At 67.8% G+C, this 18244-nt stretch carries 20 protein-coding genes and 1 tRNA gene; 14 read left to right on the top strand and 7 right to left on the bottom strand.

Annotation, left to right across the window (positions count from 1 at the left end; translation table 11 throughout):
* Positions 1–42: 42 nt before the first annotated feature.
* Entirely contained in the window at positions 43–822 is a 780-nt protein-coding gene (paaG, locus tag RCO27_RS01625; protein WP_309000895.1) for a 2-(1,2-epoxy-1,2-dihydrophenyl)acetyl-CoA isomerase PaaG, read from the bottom strand.
* 46 nt (positions 823–868) lie between these two features.
* Here paaG and paaI point away from each other — a divergent pair, with 46 nt between their 5' ends.
* The 9 genes from paaI (at position 869) to RCO27_RS01580 (ending at position 7620) form a co-directional block, all read left to right on the top strand.
* Positions 869–1306 (top strand): hydroxyphenylacetyl-CoA thioesterase PaaI, encoded by a 438-nt coding sequence (paaI, locus tag RCO27_RS01620; protein ID WP_309000894.1) that lies wholly within the window; start codon positions 869–871, stop codon positions 1304–1306.
* A gap of 82 nt (positions 1307–1388) precedes the next feature.
* A complete protein-coding gene (gene pcaF / locus RCO27_RS01615) occupies positions 1389–2591 on the top strand; it encodes a 3-oxoadipyl-CoA thiolase (protein ID WP_309000893.1) in 1203 nt (400 codons plus the stop codon).
* A gap of 74 nt (positions 2592–2665) precedes the next feature.
* The gene (locus RCO27_RS01610) at positions 2666–3223 is read left to right on the top strand and encodes a pyridoxamine 5'-phosphate oxidase family protein (protein ID WP_309000892.1); all 558 of its coding nucleotides are present in this window, start codon (positions 2666–2668) and stop codon (positions 3221–3223) included.
* A gap of 40 nt (positions 3224–3263) precedes the next feature.
* Complete coding sequence (paaA, locus tag RCO27_RS01605; protein WP_309000891.1) at positions 3264–4244, top strand: 1,2-phenylacetyl-CoA epoxidase subunit PaaA; 981 nt, start codon at positions 3264–3266, stop codon at positions 4242–4244.
* A 94-nt stretch (positions 4245–4338) separates the two neighbouring features.
* Positions 4339–4623, top strand: a complete 285-nt coding sequence (gene paaB, locus RCO27_RS01600) for a 1,2-phenylacetyl-CoA epoxidase subunit PaaB (RefSeq protein ID WP_309001889.1) — start codon at positions 4339–4341, stop codon at positions 4621–4623.
* A 13-nt stretch (positions 4624–4636) separates the two neighbouring features.
* On the top strand, positions 4637–5143 hold the full coding sequence (locus tag RCO27_RS01595) for a DUF3291 domain-containing protein (RefSeq protein ID WP_309000890.1): 507 nt from the start codon (positions 4637–4639) through the stop codon (positions 5141–5143).
* Complete coding sequence (paaC, locus tag RCO27_RS01590) at positions 5143–5970, top strand: 1,2-phenylacetyl-CoA epoxidase subunit PaaC (protein WP_309000889.1); 828 nt, start codon at positions 5143–5145, stop codon at positions 5968–5970. Before RCO27_RS01595 ends, paaC begins: the two co-directional genes overlap by 1 nt.
* Positions 5964–6542, top strand: a complete 579-nt coding sequence (gene paaD / locus RCO27_RS01585; protein ID WP_309000888.1) for a 1,2-phenylacetyl-CoA epoxidase subunit PaaD — start codon at positions 5964–5966, stop codon at positions 6540–6542. Before paaC ends, paaD begins: the two co-directional genes overlap by 7 nt.
* Position 6543: 1 nt before the next feature.
* Positions 6544–7620 carry a 2Fe-2S iron-sulfur cluster-binding protein gene (locus RCO27_RS01580; protein ID WP_309000887.1) on the top strand — a complete coding sequence of 359 codons (1077 nt, stop codon included), beginning with the start codon at positions 6544–6546 and terminating at the stop codon, positions 7618–7620.
* Here the strand turns inward: RCO27_RS01580 and RCO27_RS01575 are convergent.
* From RCO27_RS01575 to RCO27_RS01565, 3 genes are all read right to left on the bottom strand, one after another.
* Complete coding sequence (locus RCO27_RS01575; RefSeq protein WP_309000886.1) at positions 7608–8198, bottom strand: TetR/AcrR family transcriptional regulator; 591 nt, start codon at positions 8196–8198, stop codon at positions 7608–7610. The genes RCO27_RS01580 and RCO27_RS01575 overlap by 13 nt on opposite strands.
* Positions 8199–8236: 38 nt before the next feature.
* Positions 8237–9301, bottom strand: coding sequence for a class A beta-lactamase (gene bla / locus RCO27_RS01570; protein WP_309000885.1), 1065 nt, complete (start codon positions 9299–9301; stop codon positions 8237–8239).
* 166 nt (positions 9302–9467) lie between these two features.
* Complete coding sequence (locus tag RCO27_RS01565) at positions 9468–11597, bottom strand: TonB-dependent receptor (RefSeq protein WP_309000884.1); 2130 nt, start codon at positions 11595–11597, stop codon at positions 9468–9470.
* Between the two features lie 239 nt (positions 11598–11836).
* On the opposite strand from RCO27_RS01565, the gene RCO27_RS01560 reads away from it, so the two are divergent.
* The 3 genes from RCO27_RS01560 (at position 11837) to RCO27_RS01550 (ending at position 13456) form a co-directional block, all read left to right on the top strand.
* A complete protein-coding gene (locus RCO27_RS01560; protein ID WP_309000883.1) occupies positions 11837–12433 on the top strand; it encodes an EF-hand domain-containing protein in 597 nt (198 codons plus the stop codon).
* 108 nt (positions 12434–12541) lie between these two features.
* A complete protein-coding gene (locus RCO27_RS01555) occupies positions 12542–12775 on the top strand; it encodes a hypothetical protein (RefSeq protein WP_309000882.1) in 234 nt (77 codons plus the stop codon).
* A gap of 126 nt (positions 12776–12901) precedes the next feature.
* Positions 12902–13456: a hypothetical protein gene (locus RCO27_RS01550; RefSeq protein WP_309000881.1), complete on the top strand. Its 555-nt coding sequence runs from the start codon at positions 12902–12904 to the stop codon at positions 13454–13456.
* Positions 13457–13627: 171 nt separating this feature from the next.
* On the opposite strand, the gene RCO27_RS01545 is transcribed toward RCO27_RS01550, so the two are convergent.
* Together RCO27_RS01545 and RCO27_RS01540 are read right to left on the bottom strand one after the other, a co-directional pair.
* Positions 13628–15001: an ATP-binding protein gene (locus tag RCO27_RS01545; protein WP_309000880.1), complete on the bottom strand. Its 1374-nt coding sequence runs from the start codon at positions 14999–15001 to the stop codon at positions 13628–13630.
* The gene (locus tag RCO27_RS01540) at positions 14998–15717 is read right to left on the bottom strand and encodes a response regulator (RefSeq protein WP_309000879.1); all 720 of its coding nucleotides are present in this window, start codon (positions 15715–15717) and stop codon (positions 14998–15000) included. Before RCO27_RS01540 ends, RCO27_RS01545 begins: the two co-directional genes overlap by 4 nt.
* Positions 15718–15817: 100 nt before the next feature.
* Between RCO27_RS01540 and RCO27_RS01535 the strand changes: the two genes are divergently transcribed.
* A complete protein-coding gene (locus tag RCO27_RS01535) occupies positions 15818–17566 on the top strand; it encodes an adenylate/guanylate cyclase domain-containing protein (RefSeq protein WP_309000878.1) in 1749 nt (582 codons plus the stop codon).
* A gap of 43 nt (positions 17567–17609) precedes the next feature.
* On the top strand, positions 17610–18089 hold the full coding sequence (locus RCO27_RS01530) for a hypothetical protein (RefSeq protein ID WP_309000877.1): 480 nt from the start codon (positions 17610–17612) through the stop codon (positions 18087–18089).
* 14 nt (positions 18090–18103) lie between these two features.
* On the opposite strand, the gene RCO27_RS01525 is transcribed toward RCO27_RS01530, so the two are convergent.
* Positions 18104–18179 (bottom strand) — tRNA-Lys (locus tag RCO27_RS01525).
* Between the last annotated feature and the right edge of the window lie 65 nt (positions 18180–18244).

Raw genomic sequence — 18244 nt, 5'->3', positions numbered from 1 at the left:
TCCCTCAAGAAGAGAGATTCCAGCTTGCGCTGGAATGACGGGCTATCGGCCCGTGAAACTCGGCTTGCGCTTCTCCACGAAGGCGTTGACGCCCTCGCGATAATCGTCGGAGAAGCCGAGCTCGCGCATCGCGTCGCGCTGGCGGTCGAGCTCGGCATCGAGGCTCTGGCCCCAGCTCTCGCGGATCATCTGCTTGATCCGGGCGAGGCCCTTGGTCGGCCCGGCGGCGAAGTGGGCGGCGAGCCCATCCACCTCGGCGTCGAGCTGGTCGTCCTCGACCGCCTTCCAGATCAGCCCCCATTCGGCGGCGCGTTCCGCCTCCAGCGGCTCGCCGGTCAGCGCCAGCCCGAGCGCCCGCGCCTGTCCGACGAGCCGCGGCAGCACCCAGGTGCCGCCGCTGTCCGGAATGAGCCCGATCGCCGCAAAGCTCTGGATGAACTTGGCGCTCTTCGCAGCGATCACGATGTCGCAGGCGAGCGCGATGTTCGCGCCCGCACCGGCCGCCACGCCGTTCACCCGGGCGATCACGGGCATCGGCAGTCCGGTCAGGCGACGGATCAGCGGATTGTACCGTTTCTCGACCGACTCGCCGAGATCGACCGCCTGTCCCGGCGCCACCGCGCGATCATTGAGGTCCTGCCCGGCGCAGAAGCCGCGCCCCGCGCCGGTCAGGATCAGGCACCGCGCATCGCCGAGCTTGCCGAGCGCGTCGGCGACTTCCTCATGCATCTGCACGGTGAAGCTGTTAAGCCGGTCCGGGCGGTTCAGCGTCAGCCGCGCCACCCCCGTTTCAACCTTGAAGTCGATGGTTTCGTAGGCCATGGCGGAATTCATAGACCGATCGGTCGGGAAACCCAAGGAGCTTAGTGTGACGCCGGACGAGATCGCCCGCAAGGTCGCCGATGCGATGCTGGCCCGCGAAGGCACCGGCCCGGCCTGGGGCATCGAGATCGAGGAGGTGCGCGAGGGCTATGCGCGCATCCGGATGCGGCTGACCGCGGCGATGCTCAACGGCCATCGCAAGGCCCATGGCGGCATGGTCTATGCGCTGGCGGACACCGCTTTCGCCTATGCCTGCAACAGCCGCAACCTGCGCACCGTCGGCGCGCAGGCGACCATGGTGTTTCTCGACGGCGCCGAGGAAGGCGAGATACTGGTCGCCGAGGCGCAGGAAGCGGCTCTTGTCGGCCGCTCGGGCGTCTACAACGTCAGCGTCAGGACCGACCGAGGCCGGCCGGTCGCGGAATTCCAGGGCTTCTCCCGCTCGGTCGGGGGCGAGTTCATCGACCTTAACGCGTCACCCTGAACTTGTTTCAGGGTCCAGTTTCGAGCATCGCGGCGATCAACGAGCTGGATGCTGAAACAAGTTCAGCATGACGGAGTAAGACATGACCGAAGCCTTCATCTGCGACGCGATCCGCACCCCGATCGGCCGCTATGGCGGCAGCCTGTCGTCGGTCCGCGCCGACGATCTCGCCGCGCATCCGATCCGCGCGTTGATCGAACGCAATCCGGGTGTCGACTGGGCGCAGGTCGAGGACGTCATCTACGGCTGCGCCAACCAGGCTGGCGAGGACAACCGCAACGTCGCGCGCATGGCCGGGCTGCTGGCGGGGCTGCCTGACACCGCCGGTGGCGTCACGCTCAACCGCCTGTGCGGCTCCGGCCTCGACGCGGTGGCGATGGCGGCGCGGGCGATCCGGAGCGGGGAGGGCGGCCTGATCGTCGCCGGTGGCGTCGAGAGCATGAGCCGCGCGCCCTTCGTCCAGCCCAAGGCGACGAGCGCGTTCGATCGCCGGGCCGAGATCTTCGACACGACGATCGGTTGGCGCTTCGTCAACAAGCTGATGAAAACGCAGTTCGGGATCGATTCCATGCCGGAGACGGCCGAGAACGTCGCCGACGACTATGGCGTCAACCGCGAGGATCAGGACAAGTTCGCCGTGGAGAGCCAGCGCCGCGCCGCCGCCGCCCAAACCAATGGCCGCCTCGCCGCCGAGATCGCACCGGTCTCGATCCCGCAGAAGAAGGGCGACCCGATTGTGGTCGACCGCGATGAGCATCCCCGCGAGACCAGCGTCGAGGCGCTCGCGAAGCTGAAGCCGATCGTGCGGGAAGGCGGCACCGTCACTGCCGGCAATGCCTCGGGCGTCAATGACGGCGCCGCCGCGCTCCTGATCGCCAGCGAGGAGGTCGCCAAGGCCAACGGCCTGACGCCGCGCGCCCGCATCCTCGGCGCCGCCGTCGCCGGCGTGCCGCCGCGGATCATGGGCATCGGCCCCGCGCCCGCCTCGCAGAAGCTGCTGGCGCGGCTCGGCCTCGCCATCGGCCAGATGGACGTGATCGAGCTCAACGAGGCCTTCGCCGCCCAGGGCCTTGCCGTTTTGCGCCAGCTCGGCGTCGCCGACGATGCGCCGCATGTGAACCCCAATGGTGGCGCGATCGCGCTCGGCCACCCGCTCGGCATGTCCGGCGCCCGCCTCGTCCTCACCGCGACGGAAGAACTGCACCGCAGCGGCGGACGCTATGCCCTTTGCACCATGTGCATCGGCGTCGGTCAGGGCATCGCCATGGTGATCGAGCGGGTTTGAATGATGACGCCCTTTCAAACGCGGATCGCCAGCGTCGTCGCTCCCGATGTGCTGATCGTGATCGGCGCGGCGATATGACCAACTGCGCGCATCGTTTCGAGCTTGAGACCATCAGTGTCACAGACGTGCGGGGCTCGCCGGTAAGTACCGCGGGGTTCAGCGGGGAAAGCGTCCGGGGAAGCCTCGCCGACATCCTGGAGTCGAGTATCCTTTGCTCGATGGCCACGGTCACGCCGGAGGGCGCGCCGCATATCAACACAGCAAACTTCAGCTGGACGGATGCGCTCGACGTCATCTTCATGTCGCATCCGAGCGCGCTGCATTGCCGCAACCTGCTCGGCAATCCGTCAATGGCGATGACGGTATTTTCCACTGATCAGCCGTGGACGGGGCCGGGCAGGGGCGTGCAACTCTTCGGCGCGGCTGGAGTCACGTCCGGCGCCGACGCTGAGGAAGCCGCACGATCTTACAGCGCGCGTTTTGCTCAATATGACGGCTGGAAAACGGGGCTCGCCGAGGACGACCCGGCGCAGGGATTTCGATTCTACCGCTTTCGCGTCGCCAGGGTGAAGATACTCGATGAGGTCGCGCTTGGAGACGCTTGGGTGAGTGTTGCGATTACACGCTCTTGAATTCGTTGACCGATCGGTCGATTAATGGTAGGAGACGTCCATGTACACGACCGAGATGCAGAAGACGGCTCAGGTCGTCTCGGCCGAGGATCCCGAGAAGCTCGCCGCCTTCGAAGCGCGGGTCGCCGCCGACGAGTTCATCGAGCCGAAGGACTGGATGCCCGAGGCCTATCGCCGCACGCTGACCCGCCAGATCAGCCAGCACGCGCACAGCGAGATCGTCGGCATGCTGCCGGAGGGCAACTGGATCACCCGCGCGCCGTCGCTGCGCCGCAAGGCGATCCTGCTCGCCAAGGTGCAGGATGAGGCCGGGCACGGCCTCTATCTCTATTCGGCCGCCGAGACGCTCGGCACGAGCCGCGAGGAGATGATCGAGGCGCTGCATTCCGGCAAGGCGAAGTACTCGACGATCTTCAACTATCCGACGCTCATCTGGGCGGACATCGGCGCGATCGGCTGGCTGGTCGACGGCGCCGCGATCATGAACCAGGTGCCGCTGCAGCGCACCTCCTACGGCCCCTATGCCCGCGCCATGGTCCGCGTCTGCAAGGAGGAGAGCTTCCACCAGCGCCAGGGCTACGAGATCATGATGCATCTCGCGGCGGGTACGCCGGAGCAGAAAAGGATGGCGCAGGACGCGCTCGACCGCTGGTGGTGGCCGAGCCTGATGATGTTCGGGCCGACCGACGACAATTCGCCCAACACCGCCCAGTCGATGCGCTGGCGGATCAAGCGCGATACCAATGACGAGCTCAGGCAGAAATTCGTCGACATCACCAAGCCGCAGGCCGACGCGATCGGCCTCACCGTCCCCGATCCCGATCTCAGGTGGAACGAGGAGAAGGGCGGCCATGATTTCGGCGCGGTCGACTGGGAGGAATTCTACGCGGTCGTGCGCGGCGAGGGACCGGTCGCCAGGGAGCGGATGAAGGCTCGCCGCGAGGCGTGGGAAAGCAACGCCTGGGTCCGCGAGGCCGCGGTGGCGCACGCCGAGAAGCGCGCGGCGAGGGAGGCCGCCTAAACCGTCATCCCAGCGAAAGCTGGGATCTCACTTCCTTCGGGAGGTCGAGAAGAACAAAGGAGATTCCAGCTTTCGCTGGAATGACGAGGTGAAGATGTCGAAGGACTGGCCGCTCTGGGAGGTGTTCGTCCGCGCCAAGGGCGGCATGTCGCACCGCCATGTCGGCTCGGTCCACGCGCCGGACGCCGAGATCGCGCTGCGCCATGCCCGCGACACCTATACGCGGCGGATGGAGGGCGTGAGCCTGTGGGTCGTGCCGTCGGCCCAGATCGTCGCGTCCGATCCCGCCGACGACGGGCCGATGTTCGAACCGGCCGAGGACAAGATCTACCGCCACCCCACCTTCTACGACATCCCCGACGACGTGAAGCACATTTGAAGGAGATTCGGAAATGACCGAGGCGTGGCACATCGCCCAGATCAACATCGGCCGCCTGCTGGGGCCTGAAGGCGATCCGGTGGTGCAGCCATTTTTCGACGCGCTCGACCGGGTGAACGCGATCGCCGATGCGAGCCCCGGCTTCGTCTGGCGGCTGCAAGGCGACAACGGAAACGCGACCGGGCTGCAATCGACACCCGATCCACTGCTGGTGATCAACATGTCGGTGTGGACCGGGGTCGAGGCGCTGTTCGAGTTCGTCTACCGCAGCGCACATACGCCAGTGATGGCGCGGCGGCGCGAATGGGTGGCGCCCTATAGCGGCGCCTATCAGGCGTTGTGGTGGGTGCCGGCAGGCACGATCCCGAGCGTGGACGACGGGCTCTCGCGCCTGTGGCGGCTCGATCAGTTTGGCCCGAGTCCGCAGGCCTTCACCTTCAAGGCGCGCTACCCGCGGCCGGATGAAGCCGGCCCGATCGTGGATATGCAGCCCGATCCCTGGTGCGTGGGAACGGCCTGATGGCCTCGTTGCCCCCGATCGACGTGCCGACTGGCGCCACCGGGAAAGGCGCGTTCGACTCGTCGGCGGAGGAGGCGCGCTCGGTTCTGTTCGAAACCTTGCTGCGCCTGGGCGACGACAGTCTGATCCTCGGCCAGCGCCTCGGCGAATGGTGCGGCCATGCGCCTTCGGTCGAGGTCGATCTCAGCCTCGCCAATATGGGCCTCGACCTGATCGGTCAGGCGACCCATTTCCTGAACGCAGCCGGCGCTGCGGAGGGCAGGGGGCGTGACGGCGATGCGCTCGCTTTCCACCGCGACGTGCTCGATTTCCGCAATTGCTGGCTGGTCGAGCAGCCCAATGGCGACTTCGCCCAGACGATGGCGCGCCAGCTCCTCTTCTCGACCTGGCAGCAGCTGCTGTTCGAGCGGCTGACGGCCTCGACCGACGAGACGATCGCCGCGGTCGCCGCCAAGGCGGTCAAGGAGGTCACCTACCATGCCGAGCTGGCGTCCGAATGGGTGATCCGCCTCGGCGACGGCACCGAGGAAAGCCGTCGGCGGATGCAGGACGGCCTCGACTGGATGTGGCGCTTCGTCCCCGAACTGTTCGAGATGGACGCGGTCGCGACCGAGGCCGCGGCGCGCGGCATCGGCGCCGACGTTGTAGCGTTCCGCGCCGACTATGACGCCCGGATCGCCGCCGTGCTCGCCGAAGCGACATTGGCGGCGCCCAAGGACCAGCGCCCGATCCTCGGCGGCCGCCGCGGCCACCATGGCGAGCATCTGGGCCATCTGCTGGCCGTCATGCAGTTCCTGCCCCGCACCTATCCGGACGCGACATGGTAGCAGCGGTGCAAACCCGTCACCCCGGCCCTTCGACTGCCTGCAAGGCAGGCGCTCAGGATAAACTTCAGCCAAAGGCTGAAGGCCGGGATCCAGCCCGGCAGGCTCAAGGGAGTCTGGACTCCGGCCTTCGCCGGAGTGACGAGATTTGGCGGGTTCTTGAGGCCGTGCTCGATCCGGAGATCCCGATCGTTTCCATCGTCGATCTCGGCATCGTTCGCGATGTCTCTGCGGATCGCGTGCTGCTGACCCCGACTTATACCGGCTGCCCGGCCACTCTGGTGATCGAGACGATGGTCCGCGCTGCGCTCGACGAGGCCGGTTTCGGCGACGTCGCGATCGAGACCACGCTGTCACCGCCCTGGACGACCGACTGGATCACCGAATCCGGCAAGGCGAAGCTCAAGGCCTACGGCATCGCCCCGCCGACGCCCGCGGGAACGCATGCGGTCGAATGCCCGCAATGCGGCTCGACGGCGACCGAGGAAATCAGCCGGTTCGGCTCGACCCCCTGCAAGGCGCAATGGCGGTGCCGCGACTGTCTCGAGCCCTTCGACCTGTTCAAGTGCCACTGAGATGAGCGCCGCCTTCCACACCCTCACCATCGCCGGCGTGATCGACGAGACCGCCGAGGCCCGCTCGATCCGCTTCGCCGTGCCCGAGGCGCTGCGCGACACCTTCAAATTCAAGCCTGGTCAGCATTTGACGTTGAAAGCTGAGATTTCGGGTGAAGAGGTTCGCCGCAATTATTCGCTCTGCGTCGCACCGCAGGACGGGACGTTGACCGTCACGGTGAAGCGGATCGGCGGAGGCCTCTTCTCCAACTGGGCGAACGAAAACCTGAAGGCCGGCGACGCGATCGAGGTGATGGCGCCGCACGGCAGCTTCACGTGGGAGTTCGATCCCGCCGCCACCAATCATTATGTTGGGTTCGCCGGCGGCTCCGGCATCACGCCGGTCATGTCGCTCTTGAAGTCGACCCTGCTGACCGAGCCGGGGAGCCGCTTCACCCTCTTCTACGGCAATCGCGACAGCAACTCGATCATCTTCCTGGAAGGGCTGGCGCAGCTCAAGAACCGTTTCATGGATCGCCTCGAAGTCCATCATTTCCTTGCCGAAGAGGCCGAAGAGTTCGAGCTGTTCAACGGCATGCTCGATCGCGCCAAATGCGACGAGATCCTGGGCGCGCTGATCGATCCGTCCGAGATCGCCGCCTTCTTCATCTGCGGACCCGGTCCGATGATGGATGCCGCCGAGGAAGCCTTGCTCGCCAGGGGCGTCGACCGCAGCCGCATCCATCTCGAACGGTTCACCGCCGGTCGCGCGTCAGCGGTGGTCGAAGCGCAGATGCAGGCGCTGAAGCAGGAAGCCGCGGGCCTGACCATGACCGTCACCCTCGACGGCCGCAAGCGCCGCGTCCCCTTCGATGCGGCGGCAGGCAACATCCTCGACAGCGCCCGCGCCGCCGGCCTGCCCGCGCCCTTCGCCTGCAAGGCCGGCGTCTGCGCCACCTGCCGCGCCCGCGTCGTCACCGGCGAGGTCGAGATGGCGGCCCGCTACGGCCTCACCGACGAGGAGGTGGCGGCGGGCTATGTGCTGACATGCCAGTCCGTGCCCAAGGGCAACGGCGTCGAGCTCAATTACGACGCCTGAACGCCGCCCTGCACCCCACGAAGCATCAGATCGACGACGCGCAGCGCCAGCATCTCCGGCATCACCGGCCCGGCCGGATCGAACCAGGTGTGGGTCCAGTTGATCATGCCGAAGAACAGCATCGCGCTGACCCGGGCGTCCTGCCCGGGGGCGAGGTCGGCAATGATCGCTTCGGTGGTCGCGATCACCCGGCGCTGCTTGGCGACGACGTCCTGGCGTGCCACCGCCGGCAGATTGTCGAGCTCGTTCAGAAGGACCTTATGGCGGTCCTGTGCGCCCACATAGTGGCGCATGAAGGCGAGGGTCAGCGTCCGGAGCTGGTTCTCCGGCGAGCCGCCGCCGCGCCTGGCCTCTTCCGCCGCGGTGACCAGCGCATCGAGATGCTCGGCCATCACCGCGTGGAGGATGTCGTCCTTGGCCGGGAAATAATGATAGATCAGCGACTTGGACGTGTCGCAGGCCTTGGCGAGGTCGGCCACCGACGCGCCCTGGAAGCCCCGTTGCGCATAGAGGCGGGCCGCCGCCGCGACGATCGCCTCGCGCCTTTTGTCATAGTCGGGGGATTGGGGCCGTGCCATCGGCCCATCTTATGAGCAGGGCGCTTGCTCCGCCAGCGTTAGCGAAGCGATCCAGTTCCTTCGGCACGGCTGGCATCGTTGTAGGCGATCACCGCCCGCGTCACGTCCTGCATCAGCGCCATGCGCTGCGGGATCGGTATCGCAGTGCGACCCATCATGACCGCCACCGCATAGTGCCGGCCCTCGGGCGAGGTCAGGATGCCGATGTCGTTATACCCCGCCTGGGTCGCGCCCAGCACCTGGCCGGTGCCGGTCTTGTGCGCGATTCGCCAACCCGGGGCGAGGCCGCCGGTCAGGCGCTGCCGCCCGGTGCGGGTCTGCGACATGATCGAGAGCAGCCGGGCGGTCGAGCGCTGCGACAGCAGTTCGCCGCGCTGCAGGCGCGACAGGCCGTCGATGATGCCGAGCGGCGTCGCGCCATCGATGGGGTCCTCGACATAGTTCTGGAACGCCTCGCGCCGGCGGTCTTCCGGGACCGCGGACCGCGCCTGGTAGAAGGCACGCCCGACCGAATAGCTCGGCCGCCATTGCAGGCCGGCGATCTGGCTCTGCATCAGCCGCTCTCCGGGGCCGAAGCGGATGCCCTCGATCCGGTTGCGGGTCAGCATGGCGCGCACCGCCTCGGGCCCGCCGGCGCGGCGCAGCACCGCATCGTTGCAGGTGTTGTCGCTCTGGGTGATCGCGCGAAAGATCAGGTTGTCGAGCGTCGTCGTATAGCCGTTCGCACCGATCTCCGCGGCCACCGGCTGGTGGAACAGGGTCAGGTCCTGGCGCCGGATCGTGACCCGGTCGTCGGGGCTGAGCTCGCCGGCGTCGATCCGGCTGAACGCGGTCAGGGCGACCCAGAACTTGCTGACGCTCTGCTGCGGGAAATGGCGTTCGCCGTTCCAGCTCGTCGTCCAGCCTGTCTCCACTTCGCGCACCGCGATGCCGACGAGCCCGTCGAAATTGCGACCGAGCGCGCCGATGCGCACGTCGAGCGCGCGCTGGGCGATCGTGGCCGGGCGCGGCGCATAGGTCGGGGGCGCATCGGGCCGGCTGCGCGTCTGCGCCGAATTCGCCTGGGGCGCGAAGCCGACCAGCACCGCCGCCGTCAGCGCCAATGCCCGAATCCTGCGCGCCCGAGATCCTGTCCCGCTCGTCATCGTTCCTCCGAAACGTCCCTTTGCCCGGCGGCACATCACACCAAATACGGTATTTCTGCCATATGAATCATTGGCTTGGCGGGACGGGCCGTTTCGGAGGCGGGATAGAACGAATCCAGACTCCTCAGAAGCTCACCCGGGCGCTGATTCGCAGGTCGCGTCCGGCAAGCGGGGCGAAGTCCTTGAGGAAGCTCGCATGGCGGCGGGCCGTGACGTCGAAGATGTTGTTCGCCGACAAGGTGATCGTGCTGTCGTTGCGGTCGCCGAACGGGTGGAAGGCGATCGAGGCGTTGACCATCGTGTATCCGTCGGTCGGCGTCTCGAAGGCGGCGATCCGGTCCTGGCCGGTGACATGCTCGACCTCGATCCGGCCGTCGGCGAGATCCGACTGGGCCTCCAGCCCGCCGAGAATGCGGAAGGGCGGGATGCGCGGCGCCGGCCCGACGGAATCGATCGTCGCCCGGACATAGTCGGCGACGCCGTCGGCGTTGAGCGTCACGCTGCCGATGCGGGCAAGCCGCGCCGAGGCCTCGAACTCGACGCCGAAATAGCGCGCATCGGCCTGGCTGTACTGGAACACCGGAAGGTCGTCCTCGACTGCGCCGGTGGGGGCCTCGTAGATGTAATTGTCGAACCAGCTCTGGAAGATCGACGCGCTGGTATGGAAGCCGTCGCCGGTCGCACGCAGCGTGCCTTCCAGCCCCCAGCTCTTCTCCTTGCCGAAGGTCGGATCGCCGACTTCGAACGCCTGGGTGCCGGCATGGGGGCCGTTGGCGAACAGTTCCTCGGCCGAGGGCGCGCGCTGGGCATGGGAGGCATTGACGCCGAAGCGGATGCCGGGCGCGAGCTCGTAGCTGCCGCCGATCGAGCCGGAAAAGGTGTCGAACGTGCGTCGGAGCGCGGGATTGCCGAGATCGGCATCGGCGTCGGCGGTGAGGCGCGAATGTTCATAGCGGCCGCCAACTTCGGCCCGGAAGTCGCCGAGGTCGAAGGTCTGGAGCGCAAACAGGCCGAACTGCTCGGTGGTGTTGGCGGGCAGGAACTTCTCCTCGCCGTCGACCGAGAAGTCGCGGTGGAAATACTGGACGCCGAAGCCGCCGCCCCAGCCGCCCCGGTCCGACTGGACGAACTCGAGCCGCCCCTCGACGCCCTCGGTCAGGAAGGTGGTCGCGATCTCGCCCGTGTCCTCGATCTCGAAATGGCGATAGTCGGAATAGCCGCCGCGGAAGCGCACCACGTCGAGGAAGCCGTCGCCGGCGTCGATCTCGGCACGCGCGTCGACCCGGGTCTGGCGCAGGTCGAGCGTCGGCCCCTCCGCCTCTACGGCGGGATCGAGCGAGTAGCGGATCGGAATGCCGTAGCGGCTGTCGTAGCGGTTGACGGAGAGGCCGACATTGTTCTGGCCGTCGATCCAGGCGAGGCCGCCGGCAAAGTCGGTGGTTTCCGAAGCGGAATTGGGCAGGCGGCCGCGGAGTTCGGCCAGTTCCCGGATCTCGGGGTCGGCGCCGGCTGCCGCTTGGGCGCGCAGTTCCGGGGTCAGGATGTAGCCGCCGGTCCTGAGGTCGTCGGTCTTGGTCCAGTTGCCGTCGACATGGGCGACGAAGCCGCCGCCCAGCGGCACGTCGACCGCGCCGTTGGCCGAGCGCTCGTCCGCCGCGGAGCCGTAGGTGAACAACCCTTCGACATGAACCGGCTCGTCCGGCACATGGCGGGGAATACGGCTGTCGATGACGTTGACGACGCCGCCGATCGCGGAGGACCCGAACAAAAGGACGGAGGGGCCGCGCAGCACCTCGACCCGGTCGGCGGTGAGGGGGTTGATCGCGACGGCGTGGTCGACGCTGGTCGAGGAGACGTCGAGACTGCCGATCCCGTCGGTGAGGATGCGGATGCGGTCGCCCTGGAAGCCGCGCAGCACCGGACGGGAGGCGCTCGGGCCGAAGGAGGTTGCCGAGACACCGGCCTGGCGGGCGAGGGTGTCGCCGATCGTCGGTCTCAGGTCCCGGGTCAGCTCCTCGCCGGTGACCACCGACGTGCCGGAGAGAATGTCGTCGCGGTTGCGCTGGAAGCCGGTGATGACGATTTCCTGCTGCTCCGGCGCGTGGAGATCCTGCGCCCGGTGCGGCGTGCGGGCCTGGCCCGTGCCGCCGCTTTGCTGGGCGTCGTCGGCCGACGGCGCCACGCCGGTCTGGGCAAGGGCGAGCCCGGGGGCGAGGATGCTGGCCACACCGGCCAGGAGAACATGTCGAAGCAAGAGTCCCTCCTTGGATCGAGGGCGGCTCCTAGCAAAGGCGTAATGTTATAACAAACTTATTATGACGTTATAACAAATCCGCTCGGCGCAAGCGGAACCCGCTTCGTCGCAGCGCACCCGGTCGGCAAGGCTTCCCATCGGCGACAAACTGGGACAATTTCACCGCGCGGCGAACATAGTTGCGGGACAGCCGCCTGCCAGATGAACAGCATCGACGTTCACCGAAGAGGGGTTCACCCATGAAGACACGTGCACTGATTGCCGGCGCGGCGCTCACCGTCGCCATCGCCGGCGCCGCCTGGGCCCAGACGTCCGAGACGCCGCGCCCCGACCGCAATGCCGACATGACCCGTCAACAGGTCATCGAGCGGGTCGACCAGCGTTTCGCGCGCCTCGACGCCGATCGCGACGGCCGCTTCACCCGCGAGGAGGCCCAGCAGAGGCATGCCCAGCGCCAGACCGAGCGGGCCAATCGCATGTTCGACCGGCTCGACCTCGACCGCAACGGCAGCATCACCCGCGAGGAGATGAGCCAGGCGCAGGCGCAGCGGTTCGAGCGGCGCGACGCGCGCCGGGCCGAACGCGCCGAAGCCGGCGAGCACCGCCGCCATCGCGGCCTCGGCCGGCGCGGCGGACATCATCGCTTCGCCATGGGTGGCGAGCGGATGTTCGGCGAGCAGGGCTTCATCACCGTCGAGCAGATGCGCGAGCGGGCGCTCGCCCGATTCGACCGGATGGACGCGGACCGCAACGGCACCGTGACCGCCGCCGAACGCCAGCAGATGCGCGCGCAATTCCGCCAGCGGATGCAGGAGCGCCGTGACCGGGCCCAATAAGCGCCATCCGAAATACGTGACATCAGGAGGCGGGCGTTGTCCCGCCTCCTTTGCTTTCGTCGATCTCCCGGGCGGTTTGATCTCGTTTAAGTCGAACCCGCCGGTTTCATGCCAGACAGGAGATACGACTCGACGGGGTCGTGGCGGGGGCGCGACGTGGCTTATTACCGGCTCTACATATTGAGCGGCCCGGACGGCCGTTTCGTCGGCTTCGAGGAGATCGAGGCGGCCGACGATCTGGAGGCCGTGCGTGCCGCCGAACCCCGTGCCGGTCCGCATCCGCTCGAGCTCTGGTGCGGGAAGCGCAAGGTGAAGAGCTTTCCGGCTGTCGAGCCTCCCTAGGGCAGTTGATCCGGCTGCTTTGACATCGTCACGATCGCTACGTATCCGCAGAAGCCGGGAGAAAGGCCCGACTTCCTGCTGCAGCCGGGCTGGCTCCCGTTGTGTTCGTGAAAAACGGGGATGACGATGTCGAAAGATTCCAGCTCTTTCTCGATCCGGCCTGCACTGCTCGGCGGCGCGATGGCGCTCGCCATGCTGTCGGCATGCAACAATGCGCCGACCGCCGGCAATGCGGTGCTGATGAGCAACTCGGCCGCGGGCGCGGACAAGGCCGGCGCGGCGCCGGCCGCGCAGACGGCGGCTTCCGATCTCGACCCGGTCCTTGCCAATCCGCAGGTCGGCGATCTCTATGCCGCCGAGCTCACCGCCTTCTCGGGCGCGAATTTCGGCTCTGCGCGACCGGCGGACGCCACCGGCAATGGCGGGAACGGCGAAAAGGCCTATGGGCTGCTGCGCGTGGTCGATGTGGCGGCCGACCGGGTGACGGTCATCACCGAGACCTCGGCCTACGAGAACTCGCGCGGCGCGGTCAACGACCTGCGCGGCGATCTCGCCAACATCACCTGGGACGAGCAGGAGCGGATCCCGATCAATCGGGCTGACTTCGCCCGGCTCGTCGCCGAGGACAAGATCATCGAGACCCGGCGGATGGAAGGCGGCGGGGCCGGCGGCTCCAAGTAATCCGGCACAAGCCGCATCGTCATTGCGAGCGCAGCGAAGCAATCCAGTGCGGCCCCGGAGGTCCGCTGGATTGCTCGTCGCGGCCGCGAAGCGGCAGTTTACCCTGAGCGACGCCGCAGGCGGCGTCGAAGGGCTCCTCGCAATGACGATGAAGTGGGTGCTGCTTGTGGTCTAAGAGGCGGCAGTGCCGCGCGGCAGGAGGATGCGGGCGACGAGCCCGCCCTCCGGCCGGTTCGCCAGCTCCAGGCCGCCGCCATGGGCCTGCGCGGCGGCGCGGGCGAGGGTGAGGCCGAGCCCGGAACCGCCGGTCTCGCGGCTGCGCGACGGTTCGATCCGGTAGAAGGCCTCCTGGGCGTTGGCGAGCTCGCCGTCCGGGATGCCCGGGCCATCATCCGTGATCTCGATCGCGATCCGGTCGCCGCCGGCGTCGCGGACGGCGACCCGTGCGGAGCCGCCATATTTGACCGCATTGTCGATGAGGTTGCGCACCGCGCGGCGGATGAGGTTCGGCTGCAGCTTCGCGATCAGCCGCGCGCCGCCCTCCAGCTCGACCGGCTGGCCGAGCGCGCGGAATTCCTCGACCACCGTATCGGCGAGCGCGCCGACGTCGATCGGGCGCAGCTGCTCGACGCCGCGGCCGGTGCGGGCGAGGGCGAGCGTATCGTCGAGCATCGCCGCCATTTCCTCGATCGTCGCGATCATCGGCGCGCGCTCGTCCTCCGGCTCGATGCTCTCCGCGCGGATGCGCAGGGAGGCGAGGGGGGTCCTGAGGTCGTGGCCGATCGCGCCGAGCATCCGGTCCTTCTCGACCAGCATGGCGCTCACCCGCTTGCTCATCGCGTTGAAGGCGGTGATCGCACGCTCGATGTCGGCGGGGCCGCTCGGCTTCACGATCGGTGTTTCGCCGGCGCCCTGGAGCCGGTCGGCTGCGGACGCGAGGTCGCGCAACGGCCGGACGATCCGTGCCGAGACCCAGATCATCGCGACGAGAAGGACGAAATAGAGGAGCAAGGTCGAGCCGGCGAGCCGGACCGGGGCCCAGCGATCGGGCTTCGAGATCCACAGCAGCCCGTTCACCCAATTGCCGTCGCGCAGCTGCACCGAGAGGACGAGCAGCCGATAGCGGTCGGGATGATCGTCGCGGTCGCGCGGGCGGCGCTCGAACCGCCGCGGCGGCGGCTCGCCCTCGCTGAAGCCGGCGCGGGCATCGCGAACGACGAGGCCGGACGCCTGGGCGCTGTTGCGGAGAAGGGTGACCAGCCGGGCATCGCTGCGCTCGGGAGGCAGGATGCTTTCGCTGCTGATCGTGTAGCGGCTGCGCCGCGAAAAGCTCGGTATGTCCGCCCGGGCATCCACGGGCCGCGATTCATAGCGCTGGGCCGCGGAGATGAAGCGGCCGAACAGCGGCCCTTCGATCTGCGCCTGGGTGGCGCGCTGCCGCTCGACCAGCAGCAGGGTGAAGTTGATCGACTGCGCGACGAGCAGGGCTGCTGCCATGACCAGCGCGATCTGGCCGATCAGGCTCCTCGGCAGGAAGCGTCTCAAAGCTTCCGGACCTCCGCCGCGAGCGTGTAGCCGCCGCCCCAGACCGTCTTGATCAGCTTGGGCGCCGAAGGATTCTCCTCGATCTTCTTCCTGAGGCGGCTGATGTGATTGTCGATGCTGCGCTCGAACGCCGCCAGCTCGCGGCCCTGGCTGAGATCGAGCAGCTGATCGCGGGTGAGCACCCGGCGCGGATGGGTGACCAGCGCGTGGAGAAGGTTGTACTCGCCGGTCGAGAGCGGGATCGCGACGCCCTCCTGGTCGACCAGCTCGCGTTCGCCCGATCTCAGCACCCAGGGACCGAAGGCGTACGAATCCGTGTCCGGCGCGCGCACCGCGCCGCCATTCTCGCTGATCCGGCGCAGCACCGCCTTGATCCGGGCGAGCAGCTCGCGGGGGCTGAAGGGTTTGCTGACATAGTCGTCGGCGCCCATCTCCAGCCCGACGATCCGGTCGGTCTCCTCGGTCTTGGCCGTGAGGAGGATGATCGGCAGCCTGGTGGTGCCGCGGATGTAGCTGGTGAGCGCGAGGCCGTCCTCGCCCGGCATCATGATGTCGAGCAGGACGAGGTCGATCGCATAGGCCGACAGCATCTGGCGCGCGACCGACGCATTCTCCGCCTTGGTGACGCGCAGGCCGTTGCGCGACAGATAGGCGGCGAGCGGCTCGCGGATGTCGCGCTCGTCGTCGACCAGCAGGATATGCGGTTCTTCGGCCATTGCCCGCCCTTTACGGTTTCGCGACGGTGCGGCGCCAGAGGAACTGTGTCGCAGTTTGTCGTGAATTGTTTCCCCCCGTCGCCGGCGTCATAAGGCCCGGATGAGCCGCGCCGCCGAACGTGCCCGGGCCGCCTTGTCGCGCGGCGACCTCATCGGCGCCTATGACATCACCGTCTCGGCGATCGCGGAGGGGGATGAATCCGGCGAAATCCGCCACCGCCAGATCCTCGCGCTCGCGCGGATGGGCGATACCGAGCGGGCGATGGAGCGCTTCGCTGCCTATGGCCTCGACCGGTCTGACGATCCGCACCAGCGCGCGATCGGGGCGCGGCTGCTCAAGGACCGGGCGCTGGCGGCGGAGGGGCCGGCGCGGCAGGCGGCGCTCCGGGAGGCCTTCGAGATCTATCACGCCATCTATTGCGACAGCGCCGATTCCTTCCCGGGCATCAATGCGGCGACGCTGGCCTTGCTGGCCGGCGACGAGGCGCGTGCGCGCGAACTGGCCGGGGTGCTGCTCGCCGATCCCGGCGTGGCGACGGCGGCGGATTATTATCTTGCCGCGACCAAGGCGGAAGCGCTGCTGCTGCTCGGGCGGCTGGACGAGGTCGGTGCGGTGCTGGCGAGCGAGGTGGTGGCGACCAGCACCGACTATGGCGCCCGCTCCGGCACCGCGCGCCAGCTGGCGATGATCGCCGACCATTTCGGCCTCGACGACACCGAAGACCTCCTCGCCGGCCTCGCGCCGCCGCGGGTCGCGCATTTCTGCGGCCATATGTTTGCCGCCGATCCGTCGCTGGAGGGCGAGATCAAGGATGGTATCGAGGCGGTGCTCGCGGCGGAGAAGATCGGCTTCGCCTACGGCGCGCTGGCCTGCGGCGCCGACATCCTGTTCGCCGAGGCGGCGCTGGCGCGGGATATCGAGCTCCATGCCGTGCTGCCCTTCGTCGAGGAGGATTTCCTCGCCCAGTCCGTGCTGCCGGGCGGGGACGGGTGGGCGGCGCGCTATCGCGCCTGTCTGGAGGGCGCGGCGAGCGTCGTCTTCGCGAGCGAGATGGAATATTTCGGCGACCCCGCCCAATATGGCTATGCCAGCCGGATGGCGATGGGACTGGCGCGGCTTCGCGCCCAGCATCTCGGCGCCGAATCGCTCCAGGTGGCGGTCTGGGACGGCGTCGCCGCCGACGGTGACGCGGGCACGGGTGTCGACGTCGCCGCCTGGGAGACGCGGGGCGGGCGCAGCGCGATCGTGGCGCCCGGGCCGATCGATCGCGGCCTCGTCCGGCCCGATCCGCGCGTGCGCAGCCCCTACCAGCGCAGCCTCGCCGCGATCCTGTTCACCGATTTCGCCGGCTTCTCGACGCTCAAGGAGACGGCGCTGCCCGCATTCTGGGACGGGGTGATGCGGGTCGTGGCCGGCGTGCTCGACGGGCATGGCGAGGGCGTTGCCTGCCGCAACAGCTGGGGTGACGCGCTCTACGCGGTGACGGCGAGCGCGCCGTTGGCCGCCCAGATCGCACTGGAGCTTCAGGACGCGCTCGCCCTGTTCGACTATGCGACGCTGGGCCTCGACGGGACGGGCGGGATGCGGATCGGCGTCCATTACGGCCCGGCCTATCGCACCGTCGATCATATCACCGGCCGCACCACCTTCTACGGCACCGAAGTCTCGAAGACGGCGCGGATCGAGCCGGTGACGCCGCCGGGCGCGGTGTTCGTGACCGAGCCGTTCGCGGCGATCGTCGCGCTGGAGGCGGGGGAGCGCTTCGCCTGCCGCTATGTCGGGCGCATCCAGCTCGCCAAGAATTACGGCCAGTTCCCGATGTACCGGCTGACCCGCGCCGCGCGTTGACTCGGGGCGCCGTTGCGATAGCGTTCGTCCACGGGGAGCGGGGATGCTCAAGATCGCGCAAAGCGCCGCCATCGGGCTGGTCATGTGGCTCATCCCCGCGGCGATCACGGGGATGCTGGTCATTCTGTTTTTCGGCTTTTTCGGTGAGGACGACCTGCTGTCCTTTGCGGTCTGGCTCGTGATCGGCATCTTCACCGGCTTGTTCGTGTTCAACACGGGTGCTGCATGGCTCACCGACGCGAAGGACCCCGGCGACTTCGTCATCACGCCCGCCCTCGGCTTGCGGCTGATCGTCGTGCAGATGCTGATGCTCGCTGGCCTCAGCCTGTGCTTCTACTGGCTGCTCTGGAGCGAGGGAACGCTGGAGGATGTCATCGTGCCGGGCCATATGTGGCAGACGCTGTTCTTCTTCGCCGCGGTCGGCGGCGGGATGTGGCTCGGCAGGCTGATGTCGGTCTGGGAATTCGAGGAAGCGGAAGGCCGACGCAACGCGGTCAGCCGCGACACGCCGCGCAAGTCCTGAAAATCCGGGATGGATGGTGAGCCCTGCTGGATTCGAACCAGCGACCTACTGATTAAAAGTCAGTTGCTCTACCGACTGAGCTAAGGGCCCCTCGTGCGCGTCACCTAGACCAGGATCGTTTCAGGCTAAAGCCCGAAACGTGAATCCCGGTCTCG

The organism is Sphingosinicella sp. LHD-64, from assembly GCF_031157375.1.
In the GTDB taxonomy this organism is placed as follows: domain Bacteria; phylum Pseudomonadota; class Alphaproteobacteria; order Sphingomonadales; family Sphingomonadaceae; genus Allosphingosinicella.
The sequence above is the reverse complement of the archived record's forward strand: the minus strand, read 5'-3'. Positions and strand labels throughout refer to the sequence as shown.

What these genes read in the sequence shown, in the direction of transcription:
- paaG (WP_309000895.1), bottom strand. Translation starts at nt 822, where the DNA reads ATGGCCTACGAAACCATCGACTTCAAGGTTGAAACGGGGGTGGCGCGG.
- pcaF (WP_309000893.1), top strand. Translation starts at nt 1,389, where the DNA reads ATGACCGAAGCCTTCATCTGCGACGCGATCCGCACCCCGATCGGCCGC.
- RCO27_RS01610 (WP_309000892.1), top strand. Translation starts at nt 2,666, where the DNA reads ATGACCAACTGCGCGCATCGTTTCGAGCTTGAGACCATCAGTGTCACA.
- paaA (WP_309000891.1), top strand. Translation starts at nt 3,264, where the DNA reads ATGTACACGACCGAGATGCAGAAGACGGCTCAGGTCGTCTCGGCCGAG.
- paaB (WP_309001889.1), top strand. Translation starts at nt 4,339, where the DNA reads ATGTCGAAGGACTGGCCGCTCTGGGAGGTGTTCGTCCGCGCCAAGGGC.
- RCO27_RS01595 (WP_309000890.1), top strand. Translation starts at nt 4,637, where the DNA reads ATGACCGAGGCGTGGCACATCGCCCAGATCAACATCGGCCGCCTGCTG.
- paaC (WP_309000889.1), top strand. Translation starts at nt 5,143, where the DNA reads ATGGCCTCGTTGCCCCCGATCGACGTGCCGACTGGCGCCACCGGGAAA.
- paaD (WP_309000888.1), top strand. Translation starts at nt 5,964, where the DNA reads ATGGTAGCAGCGGTGCAAACCCGTCACCCCGGCCCTTCGACTGCCTGC.
- RCO27_RS01580 (WP_309000887.1), top strand. Translation starts at nt 6,544, where the DNA reads ATGAGCGCCGCCTTCCACACCCTCACCATCGCCGGCGTGATCGACGAG.
- RCO27_RS01575 (WP_309000886.1), bottom strand. Translation starts at nt 8,198, where the DNA reads ATGGCACGGCCCCAATCCCCCGACTATGACAAAAGGCGCGAGGCGATC.
- RCO27_RS01560 (WP_309000883.1), top strand. Translation starts at nt 11,837, where the DNA reads ATGAAGACACGTGCACTGATTGCCGGCGCGGCGCTCACCGTCGCCATC.
- RCO27_RS01555 (WP_309000882.1), top strand. Translation starts at nt 12,542, where the DNA reads ATGCCAGACAGGAGATACGACTCGACGGGGTCGTGGCGGGGGCGCGAC.
- RCO27_RS01550 (WP_309000881.1), top strand. Translation starts at nt 12,902, where the DNA reads ATGTCGAAAGATTCCAGCTCTTTCTCGATCCGGCCTGCACTGCTCGGC.
- RCO27_RS01540 (WP_309000879.1), bottom strand. Translation starts at nt 15,717, where the DNA reads ATGGCCGAAGAACCGCATATCCTGCTGGTCGACGACGAGCGCGACATC.
- RCO27_RS01535 (WP_309000878.1), top strand. Translation starts at nt 15,818, where the DNA reads ATGAGCCGCGCCGCCGAACGTGCCCGGGCCGCCTTGTCGCGCGGCGAC.
- RCO27_RS01530 (WP_309000877.1), top strand. Translation starts at nt 17,610, where the DNA reads ATGCTCAAGATCGCGCAAAGCGCCGCCATCGGGCTGGTCATGTGGCTC.